Here is a 26,683-nt window from a genome sequence, read left to right as displayed (position 1 = left end):
GTTATTGATTTTTTGAGACCGAAACATTGACATTCATTCCTGAGAGTAATTTTGCAGCTCCCTTACTCCGATCCAGTTCGATACGAACAGGAACCCGCTGTACGATCTTCACAAAATTACCGGTCGCATTGTCCGGTGGAAGCAATGAAAAAGAAGATCCTGTTGCTGGCGAAATAGAAATTATATTTCCATAGAATGTTTCATCCGGGTAGGCATCCGCAATAACCTCTACACGCCCACCAAGGTTGAGATAACGCAATTGCGTTTCCTTAAAGTTGGCCGTCACCCAAGTTGGTGTCTCTGCATTGACAATAAATCCCAGCACCTCGCCCGGATTTACCATCTGTCCTTTTTCAATGCTACGTTTCCCTACCCGACCATCATAGGGAGCCCGGATTACGGTATATCCCACATCAAGATGCTTTCGGTTTGCTGCAGCTGACAATCGTGCTTTCTCCGCATTGATCACCCCCTTTTTCACATCAACATCATTCACCCGATCCCGTGATGCCTCCAGCTTATGCTGTAATACGGCAAGTTCACTTTTGTACACCTCCAGTGTGGCTTTTATATCTTCCAGCTGCTGCGCCGTAGCAGATTTTTCATCAAACAAAAACTTATAGCGATCGTATTCCAGTTGCTGTTTCGTCATCCGCGCTTCGGCAGCAGCAATGGATTTTTCCAACGATTCATGTTCGGCCTGCAATATTTCCTTTTGACTACCCAGCACACTGATTTCCGCATTTTCTTTGTTTATCGAAGCCGAAGCTTGCTCAGCTTCATATTTGTACTCCCGGTTGTCGATCAGTAATAAAGTGTCGCCACGCTTGACCGATTGATGATCTTTAAAGTGAACCGAAACAATGTAACCGCCCACACGGGAGATAATGGGATTAATATACTGGGTTACTTGTGCATCATTGGTATAGGTATACCGGATGCGTAGCCAGAGTATCCTCCCACCCCATAATAAAAGTGCCAACAAAGCAATCCCAGCCAACCAATTGGTGATTCTGGTCAATTTTACATCGGTCATTGACCGGCCTGATTTAGGTTTCATTAGATAGTACCCTTCAAAAATTCAATAAAATAATAATGTTTCTGTATCGCGATCCGGGCGGATTCCAGATCAAAGTTTGTCTTGAGGCATTGCATATCTGCATCCAATAGATCTGTAATCAGCGCCGAAGACTTGAAATACCTATTTTTTATAATACGGGCATTTTCGTTGGCAAGGGCCAGATTTTTTTGGCAGACAGCCTGTTGTTCCAGTGCTAGATTATAATCCAGATAAGCCCGCAACAGTTCATTTTCCACCACTTCCTCCTCATGATGGTGTTTGACCTCCTCTCGCTTTAGTGCAACTTGAGCTCCTCGGACAATATTTTTATTGAGGTACAATGCGGATATTGGGATGTTCAATTTAAGTCCTACGATATTTAAATTGTACCAGCTCGCATTATATGGATATAGAAATACCTGTGGATTCGCAAAAGTAAATGTATTGCTCAGGCCTAGTTCGGGCAGGTAGTTTGACTTCGCCTGTTTGATACTCAGTTTTTTCAACGCAACTTCCTGTTCGGATTTCAACAGTACAAAAGCTTGATGTTTGGCAACAGCAACGATTTCTGCATAGTTCAGCGGATGACTTTCCATCGTGGCACACATCGGGATAATTTCTTGTCGTATATCTGCGATCAGCTGCAATTTTTGGTTGATGATCTTGATATCATTAGCGATCTGTACCAGCAGCAGTTCACGCTTGGACAATTCGAGGGAAATCCTTAAGACATCACTATGCAGCACAACACCGGCTGTATAACGGTGTTCGATCTCTTTCAATTGTGTCCGCTGATCTTTGATATCCTGCTCGATCAGCAATTTGTTGCGATAGGCTAAATCCAGATCCAGAAACAAGTTACAGATCTCCAGCTTAATCTGCGCCGTGGAACTTTTCCAATCAATGTTGGCCAGTTCCATTTCGAGCTTTTTTGATTCGATTTTCATAAGATCCCGATGGCCGTTGTAAAGGTTCAGGTAGAAATCGAGTCCGGTATCATATAGGTAATGGATAACATCGTGTTGTGATGGTTTGGCAAATATACCTTGATCGTAGACCGGCATATTGCTCGCATAACTGGCAGAAGCCCTGACACCGATTTTCGGCAGCAATTCCATCCGTTGCTGCCGCAGGGCTATTCCTTTTTCCTGTAATTGCAAATGCGACTGTTCGATATACTTACTGTTTTGCAACGACTTACTGATCAGATCAGCAAGTGAGGTGCGTAGCGAGTCCTGGGCCTGCGTTTCTAAAACCGAGCATACAAGTACCAAAACGGTACCTATAGCTTTTGTCCAATGCGACGAAAAAAAGTTCAATGTCTTTCTGTTATTTTTTTGCGTTGCAAACTTAGACACTAATTGAAAAATGAATTTCTTCACAAACGCCAATATGTTATGTAAAAAAGACATTTTTCAATCAATTTTCCACAAAAGGACAAAATCTGCCAAAACCAGGACCAAGCTGTCCTTGGTGTCAACCTCTTCTAGTGGCAATTCTCCGCATGCTAATTGGCTAAAAAACAGCACAACAGCACTAAGTTCGTATGCAGATAAAAGATCTAGCAGAAAATTCTTCGAAATAATTTAGTGGGGGAATTTTTGTTAGCACAGCCTCTTCTCCGGATAATACCATTTCTGGGGAAATGGAGGTTAAAAACTGTATGAAATCACTATGCAACAAATACATATTCACATTTATTACAGAATAAAAATGAACGCGGGACAGGAGCTCAATAAAAAATAGAAGATTCCTTATAGGGAATCTTCTATTGCGTTCCAGAGTTCAATGCGCTTTTGAAGCGCCTCTTTACTGACTATTTTCATTTCTTCCCACTTCTCATCATCCTCTTTGGCCAAATCGCTGATCATCTGCATTGCCAAAGGGCCATGCTCATCACCGTCCAAATCAATATGACGTTGGAAATAGTAGATAAAATTATCTAAGCTCGATTCAGGGAAGTTGGTTTTCAGCTCCTGCAAAATGGAGGTAAACATACCCGGGATAAGATCCTCACGACCAAATGTAAAGGCAGCAGCAATTTTATGTACCTCCCCTTCTTCGATCAATTCAAAAGTAAAATTCAGAAAATCCTTGATCCTTTTATCCAAGGTTGTCAATGCAATGGCATCAAAAATACTTTTGGATTTCTTGGCGCTCACGATAAACTTGTTAACCAGGTGCAGGTCTGCCCCCATTTCACTCATTGCGTCCAGATACATTTCAAAATGGCTCAAACGGCGACCATCGATATATTCGTCGGATTCTTCCGCTAATACAATTTCGTTAATCAGATAGCGTGTCGAAGGGTGCTCACTTGCAAACCAAGGTAAAGTTGTGCAGGTCAATTTAATCTGCAAAGCTTTTAATAAAGACATAAAATCCCATACAGCGTACGCATGCCCTTCAGTAAAAGAACGTAGATTCTTGATCGTTTTGATTTTAGGATACAAGGAGTGTTGCAATAATACCTCGCGTTCGGCAGCAATGTATTCGTTAATTTCCGCAATTCTATTCATGCCGCAAAAGTATTGTCTTATCTCTGTTTTTTAAAGTATTTTCGACGAGATTACAGTAACATGATAAATTATCGGTCAAGCTATCCACTTCATAACCAAACCACAGCCAAAAAACCAAACTCACTTTTGCCGGCCTTAGTCTTCTTATCCACGCCCAATTACCAAAAAAACAAAAATATTTTTAATATTAAAAAATAATCTACTATATTTGTAGAGTATTCAGAATTGCATGATGCAATACCAACCGAGTGTAGACACCGCGGTGGTAAATTAATACGGGTTTCGACCAAAATAAACGTTATACAACGGTTATTTTTCCCCAACAAGATCTGGATACAGTTTATGGTTTAATCCTTTAAATTTTTAAATTGTATGGCTACAACAACAAATCTTTACCAACACTTACTGGAAAAATTCAGCTACTATTCCACAGACGAACTAATACAGCTCAATAACGATACAATCTTGGGACAGGGTTGGGGCTCGGCCAAAGCGACCTTTCGGACAGCGCTGCTCAGTACTTTCTCCAAAAGAGGACTGGATCTATCCAACATCATTTCCAAGGAAGACGGTTTTACCTCAGTGAAGCATGTCCCTGTACGTTTGGAACACAATGTATTGATTCCATTGCAATCTTAAGACAGCAGTCATAGCACTTTCAGCGCAGAAGTACCGACTACCGTCTTGTCTTCTCTGTTTTTCATATTTACATGTAATTGTGTATAACACATGTGTATGCAATGAGATTTTTAAGACAAAAGGATCCCCGGCCTGCAAAAATTGCAGACTAGGGACCCTTTTATTTTTCTTTTGTATGATAGGCGACCCAGTTATGATCTATACATACCTGAAGTTGATGTGATTTGGGTGAATAAATCTGATAGTTCAGTATCTTACCATCTTTCCATTCCATGTCTATGGTATGATTTCCTTTGATGCGCATTCCCCTGACCTGACCTTCTTTTTTCCAGGCTTCAGGGGTCGCCGGTAGAAGATACACCGTATCCTGATGGGACTGCACCAGCATCTCGGCAATACCAGCTGCTCCACCAAAATTACCATCGATCTGAAATGGGGGGCCTGCTGTTAACAAATTGGCATAAACACCGCCCCCAGCACCATAATTAATATGTGTATCGACACGTGGTGTCATCAGCTGCCGAAATAATTTATAGGCCCGTTCGCCCTCATGCAATCTGGTCCAAAACAAGAGTTTATGGGAAATGGCCCAGCTCGGCCCATCATCTCCCCGTACATCTAGGCTTTTTTTAGCGGCTAGCTGCCAGTCTGGATGTTCATCATAACGGATCAAATAGCCTGGATACAAACCATACAAATGCGAGATATGCCGATGCTGCGGATCAACTTCTTCATAATCTTCGATCCATTCCATGATACGGCCATCTTTGGCTAGCTGCACTGCCGGTGCTAAGCGTTTCAATTGCGCTGAAACCTTCGTTAAAAAAGGATCCGATTGTTTGCCCAATAATCCCGCTGCATGAATGATATTTCCAAATAATTCACGTACGATCTGATTATCTATCGTTGGTCCCATCGTGACGTTTGCCTGGTGGCCATTAGGAAGCTTAAAGGAATTTTCGGGAGATACCGATGGCGAAGTCAACAGCCAACCTTTACCGGGGTATTCAGTCAAGGCGCTGGCGTAAAACTGTGCTGCCCCATAGAGAATCGGGTATATGCGTCGTAGATAATCTATATCTTCGGTATAGAGGTAATGTTCCCAAAGGTTATTGCAGAGCCAGCCCGAGCCCGCATTGGCAATTCCCCAGGAAGCAGACTCTCCGGGTTCGGTATAGCCCCATACATTGGTGATCACATGGGCTACCCAGCCCGGTGCATTATAGTATGCTTTCGCGGTCTTCGCCCCCGGGGCCATAAGGCCTTCCACAAGCCCCACCAAGGGTTCATTGAGCTCGCCCAAATTGGCCGCCCCGAGGTGCCAATGGTTCATTTGCACATTGATATCCAGGTGGTAGTCCCCATTCCAGGGTGTCTGAATCTGATTTGCCCATAGCCCTTGTAAATTCGGCGGCAGCAGACCTAAACGCGTACTGCTAATACTAAGGTAGCGACCATACTGATAAAATAAGGCTGCCAGCCCCGGATCCTGATCCGGTTCTTTACCAAAGGCCACCAAACGCTCATCGGTCGGTAAGTCATCTTTCGACTGCCCCAATCGAAGCGACAAACGGTTGAACATGGCCAAATAGTTTCGCAGATGTTCGGCATACTGCTGGCTATAGGATTTTTTTAAAGCCTTTGTTAAAGTTTCGGTTGTTGTACGCTCAAAATCCTTGCCTTTAAAATCGGTATCTGTCGCCACATAAATCAGCACTTCGTCAGCCTGTTGAATAACAATAGATTGTCCTTTTACAAGCTGTTTCCCGCCTTTTATCTGCGCGCGGACACGTGTTTTAAACTGCATTCCTTTACCGTCCACACCATTATCCAATTGTCCCATCAAAATGAGCTCGCCATCTTTGGTCGTAGCAGTCGCCCTTTCGGGACGGTCAATCTTGATTTCCAGGCTTAGCTGGCCTTTTTTGCTACTCTGTAGACGAATAATACCCACATCGTCTGCAAAGCTTGTCCAATATTCCCGGTCATATTTTACGCCTTTGAGCTCATAGCTCGTTTTCACCAGGGCCTTTTCAATATCCAGCTCGCGGCGATAGTTTTGTACCGCAGCAATATCTGTTTTTCCATCAAATGCAAGCGTCAAATTGCCAAGAACTTGATAACAGCCCCATTGCTTACCACCCGATCCCGGGCCTTTGCAGATAAAATGTTGGTCAATCAATCCCTGAGCGAGGTCATTTTTCCCGTTTTTGATCAGGTTTCGAATGCTATCCAAGTACCTACTGGCTTCATAATTATTGGCATCCTGAGGGCTTCCCGACCATAGTGTAATATCGTTGAGTACAACATGTTCATTTATTAAGCCACCGTCGGGCATCATACCGATCTTTCCATTACCTAGAGGCAAGGTCTCCTCCCATTGCTTTGCCGGTTGCCGATACCAGAGTTTGCTCCCTTGCTCCTGCCCAAATAAGTTGCCCGAAAAAAAGAATAGCAGCATAGCACAAAGTATCCTATCTATTCCACGACCTATTTTTGGATATCTATTCATATCACCTTAGTTTTTTGTCCAGTCATCTGTCCGGAAAGGAGATCCGGCCATCCCAGCATCATTATACAAAATCAGGTCCGGGTTATCGGCCCAGCCGTAACGCACTGCCACCGGCGACAGCACTTCTTTAGCGAATACGATCAGCCTATTTCCCACCTGTTTGACCTCAGCGGGGTAAAAGACCTGATCTGCACCAGCAATGGTAAAACTACCTTTCAGTTTATCCCCATCTTTCAGCACCAGTTTTTTGCCCATAGGGTTAAAGCTGAGCTGCATCTCTGTCCCCTTTGTGATCCAATGTTCAAGGACAGGACCCGAATAAGGGATCTTCTTTCCATAAAGCTGCGCTGTTGCAATCCAGCCAAGCCTTCTACCGACATCCTGTTTATTTTTTGGATGAATATCCACTGCATCACCGATATCAGCAATAACAGCCATACCTGTGTAAGGCAGTTTGAGCGTTTGGCGCTGCGCCTCTCGTAATCTCGCCCATGAAGAAGATTGCGGTGCCGACTTCTTCTCCTTATAATTTGCCAATTGCACAAAATAAAAAGGCATCTTTTCGTTGTTCCACTGCTGGCGCCAGTCCTGAATCAGTGCTGGCAGCAGTTGCTCGTAAGGTGCATCTTTTGAATCTGCATTACTTTCTCCCTGATACCAAATGGCTCCTTTTATTTTAAAATCCACAAAAGGTTTAACCATAGCATTGTAGAGTACAGTCGGTCTATTGGGCCCCTCCATCGCGTTAGGCTTTGCGGGCAGCTTCGCCAGATCATAACCTACTTTGCATTTCCAGTCTCCAACGAGAGAAATCTGCTCCCCATTCGGTCCTTCCAGTCGTGGCTGTTCTGTACCGCCATATATTCCTCCGTCTCCGGCGCCATCAAATACCCGGACGGCAATATGCAATAGGCTGCCGTTGTTGGCCGTTGCAGGAACAGTATACTTCCGAATCTGGTCGTATCCGACAGTTTCCCCCACTTTTGTACCATTGACATAAGTGATGTCGTTGTCATCAATCGCTCCCAAAATCAACTTGAGAGGTTTACCCTGCCAATGTGCCGGCAGCGCAACGTCTTTGCCAAAATAAACGACACCGTCCATACCCGGAAACAGGTTTTGGTCAAAAAAGCTGGGAATAGTAATCGTAGACCAGGTGCTTTTATCCAGTTGTGGCGCAAACCACTCGCCTTGCGTTGCTGTCTTCACCTGATCCTGCTGTTCGGCAACGCGATTCCATTCGGCCAGATCTTTCGCATAGACTTCCTGTGCATCTGGGCGTTGGATTTTTTCGATGGCCGCCGTATAGATTGAAAATGGTGTAAGTGCCTCTCGGCTCATCCAGGCTTCAATAATTGTTCCGCCCCAGGAGGAATGGATCAAACCGATGGGGATTCCCGTTTTCTCGTAGATCTCACGTGCAAAAAAATAGGCCGTCGCCGAAAACTCTGGAATACTTTGTGGCGTTACAGGATTCCATCCACCAGACTCCACCTTAACTGCTGTACTAGGTTGATTGGCCGTTGCTTTTGGAATCTGCAAAATGCGAATATTGGGGAAGTTGACTGCTTTGATTTCCTGCTCGAAGTTATTGATCTTACCCCAACCCGCCAGGGGCATTTCCATATTTGATTGCCCCGAACAGAACCAGACTTCACCGATCAAAATATTATTTAGGATCAATTGATCCCCATCATTGATTGTAATTTGGTAGGGTCCACCGTATTTCGGTGTCTCCAAGAAGACTTTCCATCTCCCCTGTTGATCGACTTCTACCTGATAGTTTTTGTTATTCCAGCTGCTGTTTACGCTAAGTTCCTTGCCTACTGCGGTACTGGTTCCCCAGATCTTGACCTTCTCTTTCTGCTGCAGTACCATATTATCGCCAATAAAGGCAGGCAGCTGTACTTTGGCCTGTAGGGTAGAAAATCCACTGGCAACGCTGAGTAGCAGGGCCAGAAGAGTCCTCTTATACTGTTTAGGTTTTATCATGATTTTTGAGTTTATTGCTCAATTGGGTTTATAAATTTGGCGCATCCGAAGTCCCGACTGTTGAAATCGGAGCTTCGGATGTGCCACAGTTATTTTTTTAAAGTGCCGAGATCTTCAGCAAAACGCTGGAACGGTTGCTATTCAGATCGGGATTCACACCGACTTTCATCAGGTAATCGCCCGAATAGGTTTGTCCCTGGCCTAAGCTCGACTTGGTTCCCGGATACAAGTTGATCTCCTCCACCCGGTATTGTTTTTGGGCATCTAGTCCTTTTAAACGCACTGGATCCGTTGAACCTATGCCATAACGGTTATTGACCAGATAGTTGAAGATGACAGCTTCTGTTTTTTTGCTATTCACATAACTCAGGGCGGCAAAGTCACCTTCACGCGGATCGGCCAAACGATACTGATCCCCATGCCAGATTGTTGCTTTAAGCGCCTCGTAATTCTTTACCGCCTGCTGGGAGAATAACAGATCCTGCTCATTCAGGTGACTCACCACAATATCAAAACCCAGTTTGCCCATCATAGCCACATCCGTACGGAATTTGAGCGGCTGTTTTCCCCAGTCTGTCACATGGTTTGAGGTACTAATTGCCGGGAAAAAGTACGAATACTCGTACTGCATAAAAATACGTTCCAGCGGATCAGTATTATCCGAAGGCCAAAATTCAGTAAAGTACCGAAGTGCCGCATAGTCCACACGACCACCACCGCCCGAACATAACATCATCGGCACCTTTGGATACTTTGCACGAATACGTTCCAACACCTTATAAAGGCCTTCCACATACGAAATATAAAAGGCGCCCTGATCTTTCAGAAATGCGGAATGCGCATTGTATATCACCGCATTACAGTCCCATTTAATGTATGCCAATGCCGGATTTTTAGTAAACAGGTCGTCCAAGATATGAAAAACAAAATCCTGCACCTTGGGATTTGTCAGATCCAGGATTAGCTGATTGCGGAAGTAATGTTCTTCCCGCTGTGGCTGTTTAACGACCCAATCCGGATGTTGCTCGTAGAGTTCGGATTTGGGGCTGACCATTTCGGGTTCTACCCAGATACCAAATTTAACACCTTGTTTAGTCGCTTCTTCCACAAGCGTCGCAATACCATTGGGCAATTTTGTGCGGTTAGGTTGCCAATCTCCCAAGCTCGAGTGATCACTATTACGCGGATATTTATTTCCAAACCAGCCATCATCCAATAAAAAAAGGTCCACTCCTAGTTTCTTGGTATCCTGAAGCAGTCCTTTCAATTTTTGCTCATTAAAATCAAAGTAGGTCGCCTCCCAATTATTAAGTAAAGTCAGGCGTTCGCCATTTCCATCCAACAACTGATATTTACGAGCCCAGTTGTGCAAGTTCCGGGAAGCCTCTCCTTTTCCCTTCGTCGATAAGGTATAAATCAATTTGGGCGTTGTAAACTCTTGGTTGCTGGCCAGTTTCACATTGGAAGCATAATTATTTATTCCGGCGATAATACGTAAGTTATTGAGGTAGTCGACTTCAAAATCCACCTTAAAATTTCCGCTATACCCAAGGCTTGCCATCAGGACGGTTCCTTCATCTTCGGATGCCGCCTTGCCCAATGACACTATAAAGGAAGGCGGTTGGAATAAGTTTGCGCGTGTTCCGAGTTTACTGTCCAACACTTTGATGCCGTGCGTCAATGGGGTCTCCTCCACCTGCATTTCTTTTGCCCAGTCGCCATGATACTGCCGCAACCAATACGCTTTTGAGCGCAGGGTCAGGTTGGCCGAAGCAAACTTTTCGAGGGTAACAACTTTTTTTTCTTTATTCTGGATAGTTGCCCACTGCTCAATGATGTTCTCATTCGAAAATGATTTGTAGTGTAACACGACGTAAATATCATATACTGGATCTTTCAGCGTGATATCAAGCTGTTTAACATTGGCATCCAGGTCTTTCACCGCATGCTTTTCATAGCGCAAGTCCAGGGAGCGATTACCATCGGCATGGACAAGACTAATGGCAGGTTCCAGTAGATTTTTTGAACCTGAAGGGGTATAAGCCGCATTGGATAGGCCACTATAGTCTGTCAATTGTCTATAACCGCTTGCAATGGTCGCATATTCTTTTGAATCACTCAATTTTTCACCGTAATAGAGCATTTTCAGTGTTTTCGTGGAATCGTACTCCAATACAAGTGCATTTGATCTGGTTTCAATGGGAATCTGTTTGGACTGCGCCTGCACATCCAGATGGACAAGCCCTTGAGTCATCAAGAGCCCGAGTACAACATGTTTAAAATGATGGGTTGGCATATATAAATAGATTTAGGATTTGTTAACGAACTTGACTATTTTGTTTGCTTTCAGTTGAATCTTGTAAAGGTATTTGCCATTGACTTGCTCTTGCAATGCAAGACCTTCTAATCTGGAAGGACTTAATACCTGAATTGTTTGATCCTTCGGCGAAGAAAGGACGAGCTGCGTAATACTTCTGTTATTCCATTCCATCTTATCTAGCTGTACATTGCCCCGGGCTTTGAGTCCTTTGACTGTCCCGGCAGACCAACGATCGGGCAAGGCAGGAAGTAATTCCAGAACATCAGTTTGCGATTGTAGCAACATTTCACTCAGGGCAGCCACATAACCGAGGTTGCCGTCAATCTGAAAGGGTGGATGCGCACAGAGCAAGTTGGCATACACTCCGCCTCCATTGTTATAATCGATGCCCTCTCCACCGACGAGGTTAATGAAATTCGTTAAAATCTTATAGGCATGATTTCCATCCTGTAATCTCGCCCAAAAGGCAACCTTCCAGGCCATGGACCAACCGGTAGATTCGTCGCCACGTGCGGTCAGGGTGACTCGTGCAGCCTTGGCAAGTTCAGGTGTTTTCAAAACCGAGAATTGATTGCCGGGATATAGGCCAAACAAATGCGATACATGGCGATGTTTGTCCTGTGGATCATCACGATCGGTTTCCCATTCCTGCAACTGCCCCCATTGACCAATCTTGGGTTTGAGCAATGCATCGCGAAGTGCCGTAATATGTTTACGATAGTCAGCGTCAATATTTAAAACTGTGCTTGCCTGGATGTAGTTGTTAAAGAGATCGTAAATAATCTGATGGTCATAGCTCACGGCATCCTCCGTGGGGCCATGTTCTGGCGACCAACCCTGTGGTGCCACCACAGTTCCGTCCGGTCTTCGTACCAGACGATCATCCCAAAATTCACTTACTTCTTTTAAAATTGGATATGCAAACTCGCGTAGATACTTCCCATCCTTATTAAAGGCATAATGTTCCCACAGGGCCTGCGCATACCAAGCACTTCCAGGGGTGTTCCAAAGAAAACTCTCGCCACCGAAGATATTATTTTCGGTCTTTACGGTCCAGCCCCGTACGCCCGGAAATTCCTTTTGTGTATTTACTTTCTTTACCTCGCGCATGCTATTGATATAATCGAGGTAAGGCCAGGCCGATTCACTCAGATTGGCCACTTCGGCAGGCCAATAGTTCATCTGCACATTGATATTGGAATGGTAGTCCGAGCGCCATGGCGGATTGTTGCTGTTGTTCCAGAGTCCCTGTAAATTTGCTGGCAGGCCACCTTTTCGGGAGGAACTGATTAAAAGATAGCGTCCATACTGGTACAGCAAGGCTTCTAGCGCCGGGATCGGCTGTTTTTTATATGCTTCCAACAACATTTTTGTCGTCTGTTTGCCATCCAACTGACTATGGTCAAGATCCAGATCCACCCGGTTGAACAGTGCCGTATAATCTGCGACGTGCCTTGCCAATAGTTTATCTATGCCATATTTTATCGCTTGGTTCAGATAACGTTCATTGGCGTGTACTGGATTTTCAGCCGACTTCCATTTTGTTGCCCGCGTATTGGCATAATCTGTTGCCGCACTCAGTAGCAGAACGATTCTATCAGCAGATTTTACCGTAAGGACGGCCTGTCCTTTTTCATCTTTTGTTTCGGAAAGTGAGCCACCGACCACCTGTACCTGCACCTGGGCAGCATACTGCATGCCATTGGCTAGCTTACCCTGAAACCGTAAATGGCCATCTTCCACTTGTACGGTCTGTCCATGTGCATCTTGCAGTGCAATTACGGCATTCAGTTTCCCTTTTTTACTGTTTGTATAGTCAAATACCATGACCTGATCCGGCTGACTGGCAAAATACCGTCGATTGATCTGCTGTCCATCCTGCTGATAGGCGGTTTCATGCAGCCCCTTATCCAAATTCAATTTCCGGCTATAAGCTGTAAAAGACTTGTTAACATTGGAATCAAAGCGAACAAAAAGATCACCGAAAGCCTGATAAGCGCCCGTTTCCTGTTCATCACCAGTCCATAGGCTATTTTCATTAAATTGAATATGTTCTTGATTTACTCCAGCAAAGATCATGGCGCCAATTCGCCCATTTCCGATGGGGTAAGCTTCGGTCATCCAGTCCGTTGCGGGCTTATTATCCCAGAGGTAATAGCGTTGTGCATAGGTTGTGGCTGAGCAAAGGGTCAAGCATGTAAAGATGAGGTATTTAATTTTTCTGTGCATTAACATAGCGACTTATACAATTTATTGAGCGATGCCCAATGGTGAAAAAACAAAATAGATGACAATCATCAATAGAATGAGAAAGGTGCCAACCCCGTACCTCCCCTTCCAATAACTACCTTTGTCCTGACCTGAAAACTCAAATTGATAGACCGATAGGTAGTTTGGCTGGCTCAATTTACTTCCACTCCAGATGACTAGCGCAACAGCGATAAATAGTAGTGCGAACAGGTGCAGATAGTGTAGTTCTGTCTTCCATACAAACACCAGCAGAAAATAACTAAACATGTACAGGAACAAGCCAATTTGTGCCATCCTTGGTGTCACACGGCGGGAGAGAATCCCCAAGATCATAATGGTGAAGATCGGCATATTGAACAGCCCCGATACCGTTTGTAAGTACGTATAAAAACCATCGTGAGCAAAGAGAATAAAAGGTGCAATAAACATGGCCGAGATAGAGATGATCAATTCAAACAGTTTCCCTTTTCTGACCAGTTCTTTTTCATTAAGGTCTCTTTTCTTATATTCCAAATAAGGCTTGTAGATATTAAAAATAAATAAGCTACCACAGCTCTGAAGGCCGGCTGTATAGGTAGTCATTGCAGCACCAAAGACCAATGCCAAGGAAAAGCCAATCAGTACATCCGGAAAGATCAGTACAATAAGTTTTGGAAAAACGGAAGCTGTAGGCTGCACATGCGGTAATAAGTGTACCGCCAGGAGACCAGGTAAATTGATCAATAGTGGCATCAGGAGTTTTCCACCGGCAGCCAAAGTCATTCCCTTCTGTGCTTCTTTTAAATTTTTAGCGCTTAATGCCTGTTGCGCAATATAAGGTTCCATTCCCCAGTAATAGAAATTGATCAGCAACATCCCTGTAAACAAGGTGGAGAAAGGCACTGCATCCTGTTTTGATCCCACCGCATTGAGATGATCTCTTTTATCGTGAAACAGTTGCAATACACCAGTCCAGATATCACCATTACCCAGCTGCCAAAACGCGAAAATCGGAATGAGCACAGCAAGTATAAACAAACAGAGCCCGAGTCCCATGTCGGACAACGAAATCAGCTTCAATCCCCCCAATATGCTGTATAAACTGCCGATGATACCCAATGCCCAGACCAATAGCCAGATACTCTGCCAATAACTGATATGCAGCAGTCCTGGCACATCAAACATTGTGGTCAGACTAAGCGCGCCACCGTATAATACCGGCGGCAATAAGTTAACAATATACCCGATCAAGATCAGAATAGAGACCAATATTTTGGTTTTGGAGTCAAACCGCAATGCCAAAAAGTCCGGTACTGTACGAAAGCCATGTTTGAAATAAATGGGCAGCAAAAATTCCGAAACCAAGAGCATGGCGACCACAGAGCTTACCCCCCAACCGATCACCGAAAGATTATTGATATAGACCGATTCATTTTCACCTATAAACTGATTGGCGCTCAGATTGGTCAATAGCAAAGCCGAACCGACCATCCAAAAACTGTTGCTCTTTCCGGCAAGAAAGAAACCGTTTAATGTATTGGAATAATTGGTCTTAAACTTCCATAAAGATCCCAAAGCAACCAGACCAGTAAAAAGACAAAAACTAAAAACTATCATCGTAAAAACCTTCCCTATTTTATACGGAGTTGCGGTCTGCCAATGTTGTTGGCACAACTTCCCTGATCAATGTTCTTTCCAGCACAAACCTGGCCGCCTCCGATCCGATCCGCGCAAAACTTGTCGAAAAGGTGGTAATACCGCCACTAATAATCTCTTTGATGACATCATCATTATGAGAAAGAATACCTAGATCCTGCCCCAAGGTCCAATCTTTTTGCAAAACTTCTTTCAGCATTTGGTACAACTCAGGATTATGAATGGTAAAATAGAGCTTTCCCTTTTTTAGGTCGCCTACATGATATTGCTTTTCGATACGCCCTTTTACTTTATACTCTTTTAGAAAGCGTAAGAAAGCATCTTTGATTTCATTGGGTTCGGCTGTATTTTCCCGAAAATAGAAGATCACTTCTTTATATTTTTTGATCTTTGGGTAAAGTTCTTGAAATACAGCATAGGTTGCCTCCTCAAATTCCTGTGACACATAGGAATAGTCTTCGCCGAGATCCACCAAGCGATCGATAATCAATAATTTGGAAGCCGGGATGGAACGTAGCAGCAAGTCAGATTCTTTATTTTCAATTGGAGCGACAATATATACGGTATATCGCCCCTGGATACGATTGAAAATATCTTCAAAAGTCTCCATGTTGTTGTGATGGAAAAAGAGATCCACTGTTACCTCCTCCGGAAGATTTGCCCGCAATTCATTCACCAATGTATCTTGAAAGGTATCGTATGCATATAACAGTACCGCAACTTTTTGTTTCATCTGCGTATTGTTGCTCACCACAAAATATCCCTTTCTGTTTTTTGATTCCACGACACCATGGGCAATCAGATCCCGATAAGCCTTGGCAAATGTCTCGCGTGCATAGCCTAGGTATTGGATCAAGTTATTGACAGAAGGTAAGCTGGCATGTACCTCCAGCTCATTAGCGTCAATGGCGTCCAATACCCCTTGTACAATACATTCATGTTTTGACAGAGTATTCAATGCTTCCAAGCGTTTGATCCGATCGATCAATACTTTAAAATGTTCTTCTTTGCTTAACTTCATACGTTGTGATTAAAGCAGGGCAATTTTAAATAATTTTGCTCCTGCTTGCTCAAAGGCAATGGATTTTTCAGCGCTAAGCTCTTGATTTGTTTTATCAAACAAGTCCACCGCCTTATATTTTTTGTTTGGCGTTAGGCCAATCTGTTTAAAATCTATGTTTATTGCTGCCGGGGTGGTATTGTAATTAAATACCGCCACATACAGATCTGTTCCTATCTTTTTGTAATAATAGGTATTTGCAGCTTTTCCTTCTACAAATCCTGCCGGACGGAAGCTCTTACCATCAGCTATAATCTTTAAAATTTCGGGATCCTGCAGATATTGATTCATCTTAGGTTGCCAGTTTTCCTTTTTCGACAAGTCATCGCCAAGGATAATGGTCCCCGTTACAACGCCTGAAAGCAATCTTGCTTTATTGACTTCAGGACTTTCATCGTGAAAGACCAGGTGGTCTGCATCAATAAAATCATAGAGATGGGTCTGCCACCAACCGTAGCTGACACTGTTTAATGTATATTGTGTTTGGTCTATCGTCTTCCAGGCATCGCAGGCAATTCTGCGCATATGTGCAAATTGTGCTGTCGCCAAGGAAGGAGAAATCGCTGCATAGATCAACATCTTACCCTGCAAAACATTGACCAAATGCTTCATTCCTACAGCGTATGCCTGCATACCCGTCTGAATTTTATTATCATAGAAACCCGTGGATTCGATTGCGGCATGAGAAAGAAAATCGATCTTGATCATTCTAAACCCACAGTCGACCAATTTTCCCAAGATCACATCCATGCGGGCCTGTGTACCAGGATGTGTTGGATCCAAAGCCCGCCCCCCGTCTAAATTATGGTAGCCTTTTTGTGTTTTGGTCCAAAGTTGGCCAAAGGTAAATTGGCTTCCCTCTGCCTTGCGGTCCGGTCCACTTCCATGGCCCCAGTCCGTAAAAGGAGCCCAATAAACACCGGGTTTAAGACCCAAAGAATCACAATAGCGAACAAACTGCTTCAATTGTGTATAGTCGCCCGACATTCCGCCTGGTGTCATATTATCCCAAAAGGAGTCCAGATCAATAAAAGCTTCGCCACCTGCATTACGGAAATAAGGTATATCCTTCGCAAAATATTCGGCTGTGGCCGTGGCATTCTGAAAATTGATTTTATCTTGTATCACACCCCAGCTATTCCAACCCACAGGGGTCGCACCTTGCCATTTTTTCACATAGGGCGGTGACAACTTACGGTGGATTTTAGCATAGTTTTCCAATCCCATACGCCAGTCATTTACATAAGACACCGCATATTTCGGCGAACGGATCACATTTCCGCTCACAAAACCATGGCCCATTGAATCCCGTGTAATAGCCACATCGGTAAATCCCGCTTTGGCAGCAATCAAGTTATACTGTCCATTGTCGCCTTTGATATCAATCCCCGATTTCCAGACCGATTGATCCAACGAACCGATCAATACGCCATGGCTATACTCTCTGTCGTAAACCACAGCAACTTCTGCACTCACTTTATTGTTCGAAGAAATCGCCTTATTTTCGTAGGAGATAAAGGTATCATTGTCAAAAGGAACAGCGACCTGATAAAGTGATTTCCCAAGCGATGATATGGTCGCATTGGACCATATCGGAACCAATTCATTACTTGACAGGTTTTTTCCTTTGACTTCCAGTTCAAGGATAACCATATCACTGTTGTCATAGAAATAAAAATGCTGTAACAAGGTTATTCCAGTAGTAGTCTTGGAAGAAACGGTATAACGTGTACCCTTTCCCAAATTATCCTGAATTACCGTCTCAGTCACTTTACGGCCATCCTTCAGTTTGTCTGTACTAATTTTTTGTCCATTGGCAAGTGTTAGATAAGCACTGGCATCTTTTAAATAAGTGACTTGATCTTTGCTTAGCGAATATGTTCCGGTCTGCTTGTTGTAGGCCAAGGTTATCCCCCCTTTTTTTACCTGAAAGGACTGGGCCGTTAACATTACTGTACTGAGCATAAAACATAGCGCGAAAATAGCTGTCTTCATTCTGTTTGATATTATTGTAAATTGATCTGAAACGCGTTAATCTTCATGTAATGGTCCGGTTGAAAATTGACCAGCATCCCCATATTTAAGGTGACTTTTTCCTTGATTTCAAAATAGACCCCATCGGATTTTACGTCTGCATGGGCCATTGCCTGTTGAATTTGCTCAAGATCTGGAATTCCACTATTTGCTTTGCTTACGACCAGTTTTGCTGGCGGTTGATCATAATTTGTCCAGGATAAGTTACAAAAAAAACGATATTTACCAGGAAATAAGGTTACTTTTTGCTCAATTTTACCATTTACGATCGCTGGAGCGCCCCATCCGGCTTCAATATTAACCACACCCCCATCATCCGAACCAAAGCCACCATAACCATTATGGTTTTTCATGCTCCTATTGGTTATCCAATGATCCAGATTTCCCCAACGGTTGCCATCGAAAGCCGTCGCTGTAAACGGAGTTTTGTAATTCTTCAGACACCAAATACTGATGTCGCCTTTTTTTATCGGTAGTTTGTTGCGCTGCACCATAAAGGTATCAATCGCATTGCTATCAGGCCGAAATACAGTCTGGTAAGCAATCTCCTGATTCGGCAGATAGTCCAAGAGATTAATTTTCTCATTCAGTTCTTTCGTCCGCACCACGGTATCCGTAATTGTATTGTTTTGATTCTTATAAGTCATGCGAACGGCATAGAATCCCACACTCGGTGTCACATCCTGTAGGGCAAGTTGAAATTGTTGATCAGCCATAAAATTCTGATCCAATATTGTCCGCTGGAAAAGTCCTTCACGATAACGATCGCCATAAACGTTTCCAACAAGAAAGGTCGGCACCGAAAATCTTCCTTGGCTATCTACTGTACGGATTTCGAAATTCATGGGCCCTTCTGGTAGATTTTCAATCACATAATGTACGGTATCGATAGCATCAGTCAATTTTACCGGAAACTTCATGGAATCCTGTCTACTGTTCCAATACACGCGCAGCTCGGAAACTCCGGCATTCACCCGAAAGATGCCATCTACTTGTACACGATATTTTCCCGAACGTATTTTGATGGAATCCAGCTTCGCAGGATATACTATTTCCTGTCCATCGGTGAATTTGGTAAATTCATCCATCTTAGAACATGCGCCGAATAAACAAACGCCGAACAAGGCCAGTATGCATAGATATGTTCTCATCTTCATTTTCTTTTTAATAGTTAATAAACACCCCATACTTGTACTTGGGCAATCTGGATAAAGTAACTACCACGCCAGTTGCGCAGATTGCGGATCCGTAGATATTTGTATTTTGGTGCATCTTCGGGCATATCAAAAGACCAACCTGCGATGCCATATACTTCATCTGCGTTGGTATTTGTTCCAGCTGGAGTACCCGAAGGTTTTCGCACGGTACAGGTTGCCAGTTTAGACCAAGATTCCCAGGAGCCATCCAGATTTGGACTGTTACTTCCCCAGACTTCAAATTCACGCATGTTACCCTTATCGTAAAAACCATTTTCCCGACGGGGGAAAATCACGACACGGCTTAATTTTGCTTCCTTACCGATAGAAAAAGTCAGGGATTGCGGAGCACCGGCACTTTCAACTGTATATAAGGCTGGCCATCGGGAGGGATTCATGTTGCCGTCCCACATCATTTCCGAAGTCGTCCCGTACATATACTGCGCATCCCCCGGTAAGTGTAATGCTGCAAACTGCTGTCTCGGAAAAAGATTTTCTTCCAGAGGTGTCAGCGAGGTATACAACGTATCCGATTTATTTAACCATTGGTCACGCACATAAAAGGCAAATTTCATTTCACGGGATTTCAGTCCGCGGATATTATATAAGATCAGGGAATCCTGGCTATAATAGTTGTCCAAAGGCAAATATTCCCCATTATTCAGGGAGTCAACCATAGGGACAATAACGACATCACCTTTTTCCTGATTGATTGAACTTATCCGGACGCCGCCAAATGTCGGCGCAATTTTCATTTGCCCGAATACGAGATCAAAAATCGGTGTTTTAGGTTCTACTGTAACGTCCACAGCATCTGAAGCCACTTCGGCCTTATTGACGGCGTAAAGCTTTACAATATGTTTTTGTGTATCCGGAAAACCGTCGATTAAGATCTCATTTTTATAGGTTGATGATTTTACAATCCGTGTCTGTCCATTGGCCATGACATATTCGGCCTTTACATACAATACATTTTGACTGGACGGTAAACTGTAATGTATCGTTGCCTGTCCGTAGCCGTTGGTAACAGAAGTATTTTGCACAATACCTGGTTTCGTTTGGTCATCTTCAAGCAGCGTCCATCCCTTTTCCTCTTTACAACCAGCCAATAGATAAAAAAGACCGATCAGGACATAGCAATAGTTTAAATATTTTAGATTTTTCATAATTTTTCTATTTAATAAGGGATTACCAACCTGGGTTTTGTACTAAGTTGGGATTGACCAAAAGGTTGTTTTCCCTTATCGGCCAGAAGTAATCTCTCGGTGCCACAAAACGTTGTTGAAAAAAGGTCTGCTCTTTATAGAAAAGTTCGGGATGATCTTTATCCTGGTTTCTATCCCAGCCGGTAATGTTTTTATTCAGTTCCTGTGCCGCCAGCTTCCAGCGTTTCAGATCCCAAAAACGTGATCCCTCAAAGCTCATTTCAATATTCCGTTCACGTTGGATAATGCTGCGCAAGCCTTGCTTACTTGTCGGTTTAGCAGGATTTAACGCATACTTTGACCAGGATTCTTGGATACCCTCCAACCCAGCCCTTTTCCGAATTTTATCGAGGTATAAAAAGACATCGGCTGTTGGTCCCTCGCTTTCGTTCAAGGCTTCGGCATACATCAAGTACAGATCCGCCAGGCGCATCATCGGCCAAGGATATTCTTCAATGTGTGAACTATTGCCATCTTTGAAAGCAAATTTCCAATTCACTAATTTTTTGGGATAGTATGTCGTCACAGGAATAGAGAGTCCGCTGCCAAATAATCCCAGGCGCAACTGTGTGGTCCAGGTATTTTCATCACTACGGCTTGGACTATTTTCCATAAACCAGATCCCCCCGTCAAAACCAACATTGGCGTAAAACCTATTTTCGCGATCAAAATGTACACGTGCAGTCTGATAATTCTGAATATTATTGAACCGCTCTGCATAGTTACCCGAACGAAGCTGATTCTTATTACTAAAATCCAGGGTTTTATCTTCGTCCATTGGCACGCCATTTCGGGTATAGAATTGGTCAACAATCTTTAAGGAAGGTGCTAAGGTACCATGTACACTGTTATTACCTGCATTATTGGGATCAATATGTGCCATGGATGAATACTGCATCTGCCAGGCCCGTGACGTCGGATTTGCCCAGATAATCTCCTTGTTCCATTTTTCAGTCACAGCATTGCGAACGCTCATTTGAATCATTGTCGTATCGGAGAGCGGAAATACAGTACCAGGAAATTGGTATAGACCCATTCCCAGGTTCTCGCATGCGGTAATCGCTTCCTTTGCAGCACGTGCGGCCTTCTGCCATTTTTCCAACTGAAAGCTCTGGTTGAAGAACAGTGTCCCATCAACATTTTTAAAGGTCGCATAATCCGTATTACCGTTGAACAACGGACTCGCGGCATATAATAATACTTTTGCTTTAATCCCTAAGGCAATAGGCTTGGTAATACGGCCCAAATCCGTAACCGGAGACTGGACCGTATTGGGTAGTTTAGGAATTGCCTCGTCAAGAACCTTGACAATATAATCGACAACCTCATCAATAGGCTGGCGTTTAACTTTTGCATCCTCGATAGAAGTATTTACAGATAAGTTGACATCCATTGTAGGAATAGGTCCGTAATGCCGCATCAACATAAAGTGATAGTATGCTTTTAAGAACATCACCTCTCCTTCCCAAGTGGTACGCTCGTCCTGTGTCATATCACGTACTTTTTCGGGATTACGAATATTTTCCAGAAAAATATTACAGTCGCGAATGGCATTATACATATAACCATCCCAATAGTTCACGTAAGGATTGGTGACGTTCTGATTTCCACGGGCAATATTCCAGTTTGTTCCATCAATACTGAGGGTTGGGTAGTCCAGCCAGAATTCATCCCCTGCAAGGTAAGCTGGATTTCTGGTGGGATCACCATCCGGCGGCAGGTATGAATAACAGGTAGCCAAGTACTTTATTGCTTCGCTACGCATCGTAAATGCATTATCTATTGTCGCCACATTGTCCGGTACGACATCCAAATAGTTGCAGGATTGAAAAAACAATAAACCTGACGCAACCAGTAATTTAATTAATCTTAGATTTTTCATGATAAACTGCCTTTTAAAATCCTACGTTAATACCTACGTTATACACAGCCTGCACAGGATAGCCTAATCCTTCACCACCCATTTCAGGATCCCACATCTTAAATTTGCTCCATACGGCAAGGTTGAGTGCATTGACATAAAAACGGACATTGGACATCTTAAACTTGTTGAGAAACTGATTTGGGAGATTGTAGCCCAATTCAACAGATTTCAATCGTAAGAATGCGCCATTACGCATCCACCAGGTTGAAAACTGATTATTATTGTTGTTAAAACCATCCGTCAAGCGTGGCCACAGAGCCCTAACGTCCTGGTTATCTTCGGACCAATAGCTGTTTGCCACTTCCTGCAACAAACCGTTTTGATAAGGTCCGTTGATCGCAAAAGGTGTAATATTTCCCGGATCAATAAAGAATGATGAACGGGCAGATCCCTGTAGGAATGCACTGACATCAAAGCCTTTGAAACCCACAGAAAAACCCATACCATAAATAATTTGAGGATCTGTCGGATAACCGATCGGCACTTTGTCTAAATCCGTGATTTTACCATCGCCATTGATATCCCTGTATTTGATATCACCACCCATGGTTCTAAAGGCGCCACCAAAATTTTGTAGCGGCGAGTTTTCCGCTTCGATATCATCGACAAACAGACGTTCAGCAATCAGACCATACGATTGTTTGATCGGATGTCCCAGCCGAGAGAGGTAGGATAAATTTGCCGGATAATCGGGCTCTTCGTTAACCAGTAATTTGTTGGTTGCATAGGTCATATTCGCCCGCAACTGAGTCCACCAGGTATTTTGAAAGGACTTATTGTAATCCAGGGCCAAGTCAAATCCTCGGCTCTGCGCCTTTCCTATATTCGCCTGGATATCGGACTGAAAACCAGTTGTAGAAGGAATATTCGAACGCACCATCAGGATATTGCTGCGGGTAGAGTTGTAATAATCAAACACCACACCCAAGCCATTTTTTAGATTCAGGTCCAATCCAGCATCGAAGGTTTTTGCCCGTTCCCAGGTAATATCACGATTTTCATACCGCGATATGGAATAACCAGGCCGTGTGTAATCCCAGTTATTTCCCCAAGAGAAACCTCGGCCACCGTTATTCGGATTCACTTGCGATAGATAGAAGAAACGATCACGATCTTCGCCAATCTGATCGTTACCCACCAGACCATAGGTTGCCCTCAATTTTAAGCGGGAAACGACAGGGGTCATAAATTCAAACATTTTTTCCTCATTTAGGTTCCACCCTACACCAAAAGAGGGGAAGAAACCAAAACGATGATCTTTAGAGAAACGTTCGGAACCGTTGTAGCCAAAGTTAAATTCAAAAAGGTAGCGGTTTTTGTAGGCATAGGTTGCGCGGCCTGACACTCCGAGGTTGCGAGCAGGCAAAGAAGCCTGCAAGTCGCCACCGTTAGCGGTTTGATAATTACGGATAATACCGATCAACATCCCTGTGATATCATGGTCCTCAGCGATGGTGCGGTTGTAATTGACAGCAAACTCACCGTACGTCGTGGTATTTAGGATTTTATTTCCCTGGTTGTAATCCAGGTATTCTGTACCCTCATTTTCGTTGAGCAGACTTAAAACCGTATTGCTGGTACCTGGGATTCGGACCAGATTGTAATAAAATGGCTTAAAGCTCCGCGTGACAGAAAAATAAGAATAGCGTTGTGTATAGGCCATTAAGCGAGCGGATAGACCTTTGGTAATAAAATCGAAATTCTGTTTCAGTTCCAATTGCACATTGACTGTGGAGCTATTATATTCCTGAAAACCATTGACCATATTGGCGTAGGGATTGTTATATAGCGTTTTGGTTGGGATAAAGTTATTTCCGAAAAGCGGATGCGTCGCAAATGGAGAATAGGAAGATGGATAAATTGCCGGAAACATTACCGGGTTGGACCAAATTGCTTCACGAAATACGCGCTGTCCACCATTGATCAGATTTCCCCATTTATCATAGCCCCCTATTGGTCCTGTATAGTCATCAAATTGGGCCGAAGTACGGATAATTCCAATAGTCGTTGGGGTAACATTTAAGGTAATATTAGAACGTAAGGAGTAGTTTTTCAGGTTGATATTATTATCAAAGCTATTACTATTTTCGGATCGCAGAATTCCCTTATCGTTATTAAAGGTACCTGCGACATAATATTGAGCAAGGTTTCCCCCACCGGTGACATTGAAGTTAAAGCGCTGGTTGTTGGTATAGTCCTTTATCAGTTGGTCGATCCAGTTATTATTGGGATAGAGCAACGGGTCGTCTCCCCGTTCAGTATGATCAATTTTGTTTTGGCTATAAGGAAGGGTTCCTTTCGGATCTCTGGTCAATACCGCCTCATTAGCCATCTTCATATAGGTGATATTATCGGCGAATTTAAAATTACGCGTGTTGGTTGAGATGGAGTTCTCAAAACGTGCATTGAATTTTGCCTTACCGACAATACCGCTTTTGGTGTTGACCAAAACAACCCCATTTGCACCTCTAGCGCCATATAACGAAGAGGCTGCTGCATCTTTCAGTACGGAAAAACCAGCGATATCATCAGGCTGTAAGCGGGCCAGTGCGGTGGTATTGGATTCCATTCCGTCGATCAAAATCAAAGGATCCTTTTTCCCAGCGCCAAAAGAACCGACGCCGCGAATAAAGAAGGAAGCGTTGTCATTACCTGGTTCCCCACTCCGTTGGTAAGCAATTAGTCCTGCTACCCGACCCGCCAGCATGGAGGTCAGATTGGATGTTGGTCCCTTAATTTCTTTCGGATTGATCGAGGTAATGGAGGCCACCATGCTCGTTTTTTTCTGCGTACCGTAGGCTACGACAGTCACTTCATCCAGATTGGAACTTGATGAGGATAAGTAAATGGTCATACGGTTGGTACTTGTGACCTGAACAGTTTTGCGGTCGAATCCGACCGAAGTCAGGACAAGATGATCGTTGATGTGTGCATCTTTAATCAGAAATTGTCCCTGTGCATCCGTTGATACAACTGCATTCTTTCCCATAAAGGCAATTGTAACATTGGAAATGGGTAAATGTCCGACGCTATCCAATACAACTCCTCTCAATTCAAACGATTGGGTCTGTGCGTGCGCAAAACCAGCCATTAGCATAAAAAGGAAGACAAGACTACATCGCTGCCATTTACAGATTCGGTAATACATGTGGTAGATCATAAATTGGTCTTCTTCTAGATTGGTTATTATACAGTAGTATGGCGAGTATTAATCTATACTATTCTATACTACTATACAATAGTAAAAACATTTTCCGACATCCGCAAATATTTTTTAATAATAGCTTCTGTTTGTACGATATACGGCACCAGAGGGCAACTCCAAAAGGTGGGATTTGTTATATAAATAAAGCGGTATATACCGTAAAGAGTGAGGTTATATACCGCTAGGGAATCTATTTAGAAAATTTTACACAAAAAAAAGGTAGGCCTAGCCTACCCTTTTGTCAATGAGTGGTGATATTTTAAGGTATGATTGAGCGAATGTGCAGTCTGTCGGGCATCGTCCTGATAAGACGACAGATCCCCACAATTTCGAATGTCTGCCACATCCACTTTCTTTCTTACTTTGCTGATGACCTGATTTAGTTCGGATTTCCAGTTGCCCGGATCACCAAAATCGTCCATCCAATTTTTATTGATAAACCTTTTGTAGTTCAAAAGCAAAATATACAATTCCTCACCACTACCGGCGCGATTGATTGACGTGCGCCAGTTCTCTAATTTGTCTTTAAAACTCATAACCAGCAATATACAAAAAAAATATTGCTTATCCAAATAATTACTCAGATGAGGACAGAAAGCCAACGCAAATATGACTATACTTCCATAAAGTCCTGCTTTTTGATATCAAAACCTCCCGCTGTCCTTAGTTAGTCCTTGTGCAGTGTTAATACCCATTGGAATAAAAACTATCGTGTATAACCAATTCAGGATTTACTCATAAATTGGTATCGCCAATTTAGGATAGGCACCTTTCAGGAAGATTATAGGAACCAACCTAACCCATCGTTTGCATTTTCTTTGCTTTTTGTTTACCGTTTTGATCCTATTTCTTTAACATTATAACAAAGAAACAGCAACGGAATACCAAAGAAATAGCAAGCCAGAAGCAAGCCAGGTCCCTAGCAGTCTCGAAGAAGGTTCGAAGAAACGGCCTAGAATAAGTAATAAATAACCAAAGAATCACCAATAAATAAGCAAAGAAAAGAGGCAATCTTTTTAAGAAGGGCTAGTTTTTCCGTTTTTAGCAACGGTACAACTTTGATAAAAGGTCAATGATTCACAAAAAAGAGAATCGGTATAAAATTAACAGAAAATAAAATCACCATTAAACC

16 protein-coding genes and 1 riboswitch are annotated in these 26,683 nt (G+C 43.3%); of the genes, 1 reads left to right on the top strand and 15 read right to left on the bottom strand.

Annotated elements, in window-relative coordinates; translation table 11 throughout:
* Position 1: 1 nt before the first annotated feature.
* The 3 genes from AC07UV_RS10535 to AC07UV_RS10525 all read right to left on the bottom strand — a co-directional run bounded on the left by AC07UV_RS10535 (position 2) and on the right by AC07UV_RS10525 (position 3,579).
* On the bottom strand, positions 2–1,060 hold the full coding sequence (locus tag AC07UV_RS10535; protein ID WP_495183674.1) for an HlyD family secretion protein: 1,059 nt from the start codon (positions 1,058–1,060) through the stop codon (positions 2–4).
* Positions 1,060–2,442 (bottom strand): TolC family protein, encoded by a 1,383-nt coding sequence (locus AC07UV_RS10530; RefSeq protein ID WP_495183673.1) that lies wholly within the window; start codon positions 2,440–2,442, stop codon positions 1,060–1,062. Before AC07UV_RS10530 ends, AC07UV_RS10535 begins: the two co-directional genes overlap by 1 nt.
* 372 nt (positions 2,443–2,814) lie before the next feature.
* Positions 2,815–3,579 (bottom strand): DUF3050 domain-containing protein, encoded by a 765-nt coding sequence (locus AC07UV_RS10525; RefSeq protein WP_495183672.1) that lies wholly within the window; start codon positions 3,577–3,579, stop codon positions 2,815–2,817.
* A 210-nt stretch (positions 3,580–3,789) separates the two neighbouring features.
* Positions 3,790–3,883: riboswitch (SAM-I-IV-variant riboswitch) on the top strand.
* Between the two features lie 68 nt (positions 3,884–3,951).
* Between AC07UV_RS10525 and AC07UV_RS10520 the strand changes: the two genes are divergently transcribed.
* Positions 3,952–4,218, top strand: a complete 267-nt coding sequence (locus AC07UV_RS10520; protein WP_120259035.1) for a 5-oxoprolinase — start codon at positions 3,952–3,954, stop codon at positions 4,216–4,218.
* A gap of 160 nt (positions 4,219–4,378) precedes the next feature.
* On the opposite strand, the gene AC07UV_RS10515 is transcribed toward AC07UV_RS10520, so the two are convergent.
* The 12 genes from AC07UV_RS10515 to AC07UV_RS10460 form a co-directional block, all read right to left on the bottom strand.
* On the bottom strand, positions 4,379–6,730 hold the full coding sequence (locus AC07UV_RS10515; protein WP_495183671.1) for a glycoside hydrolase family 95 protein: 2,352 nt from the start codon (positions 6,728–6,730) through the stop codon (positions 4,379–4,381).
* A gap of 6 nt (positions 6,731–6,736) precedes the next feature.
* A complete protein-coding gene (locus tag AC07UV_RS10510) occupies positions 6,737–8,722 on the bottom strand; it encodes a sialate O-acetylesterase (protein ID WP_495183670.1) in 1,986 nt (661 codons plus the stop codon).
* Between the two features lie 97 nt (positions 8,723–8,819).
* The gene (locus tag AC07UV_RS10505; RefSeq protein WP_495183669.1) at positions 8,820–11,018 is read right to left on the bottom strand and encodes an alpha-galactosidase; all 2,199 of its coding nucleotides are present in this window, start codon (positions 11,016–11,018) and stop codon (positions 8,820–8,822) included.
* Positions 11,019–11,030: 12 nt separating this feature from the next.
* Positions 11,031–13,271: a glycoside hydrolase family 95 protein gene (locus AC07UV_RS10500; protein WP_495183668.1), complete on the bottom strand. Its 2,241-nt coding sequence runs from the start codon at positions 13,269–13,271 to the stop codon at positions 11,031–11,033.
* A gap of 21 nt (positions 13,272–13,292) precedes the next feature.
* On the bottom strand, positions 13,293–14,888 hold the full coding sequence (locus AC07UV_RS10495; RefSeq protein WP_495183667.1) for a solute:sodium symporter family transporter: 1,596 nt from the start codon (positions 14,886–14,888) through the stop codon (positions 13,293–13,295).
* 19 nt (positions 14,889–14,907) lie between these two features.
* The gene (locus tag AC07UV_RS10490; protein WP_495183666.1) at positions 14,908–15,948 is read right to left on the bottom strand and encodes a GntR family transcriptional regulator; all 1,041 of its coding nucleotides are present in this window, start codon (positions 15,946–15,948) and stop codon (positions 14,908–14,910) included.
* A 9-nt stretch (positions 15,949–15,957) separates the two neighbouring features.
* Positions 15,958–17,982 (bottom strand): alpha-galactosidase, encoded by a 2,025-nt coding sequence (locus AC07UV_RS10485; RefSeq protein ID WP_495183665.1) that lies wholly within the window; start codon positions 17,980–17,982, stop codon positions 15,958–15,960.
* Between the two features lie 11 nt (positions 17,983–17,993).
* Positions 17,994–19,172, bottom strand: coding sequence for a DUF4998 domain-containing protein (locus tag AC07UV_RS10480; protein WP_495183664.1), 1,179 nt, complete (start codon positions 19,170–19,172; stop codon positions 17,994–17,996).
* Positions 19,173–19,192: 20 nt separating this feature from the next.
* Positions 19,193–20,383: a DUF5000 domain-containing lipoprotein gene (locus tag AC07UV_RS10475; RefSeq protein ID WP_495183663.1), complete on the bottom strand. Its 1,191-nt coding sequence runs from the start codon at positions 20,381–20,383 to the stop codon at positions 19,193–19,195.
* A 22-nt stretch (positions 20,384–20,405) separates the two neighbouring features.
* Positions 20,406–22,304: a RagB/SusD family nutrient uptake outer membrane protein gene (locus AC07UV_RS10470; protein WP_120259044.1), complete on the bottom strand. Its 1,899-nt coding sequence runs from the start codon at positions 22,302–22,304 to the stop codon at positions 20,406–20,408.
* Between the two features lie 13 nt (positions 22,305–22,317).
* On the bottom strand, positions 22,318–25,506 hold the full coding sequence (locus AC07UV_RS10465) for a SusC/RagA family TonB-linked outer membrane protein (RefSeq protein WP_495183662.1): 3,189 nt from the start codon (positions 25,504–25,506) through the stop codon (positions 22,318–22,320).
* Between the two features lie 275 nt (positions 25,507–25,781).
* Positions 25,782–26,087, bottom strand: coding sequence for a hypothetical protein (locus tag AC07UV_RS10460; protein WP_120259046.1), 306 nt, complete (start codon positions 26,085–26,087; stop codon positions 25,782–25,784).
* Positions 26,088–26,683 lie beyond the last annotated feature (596 nt).

The sequence above is a fragment of the Sphingobacterium sp. GW821-FHT03E03 genome, from assembly GCF_059420745.1.
Note: the sequence above shows the minus strand (reverse complement) of the source record. Positions and strands in the feature narration are given on the sequence as shown.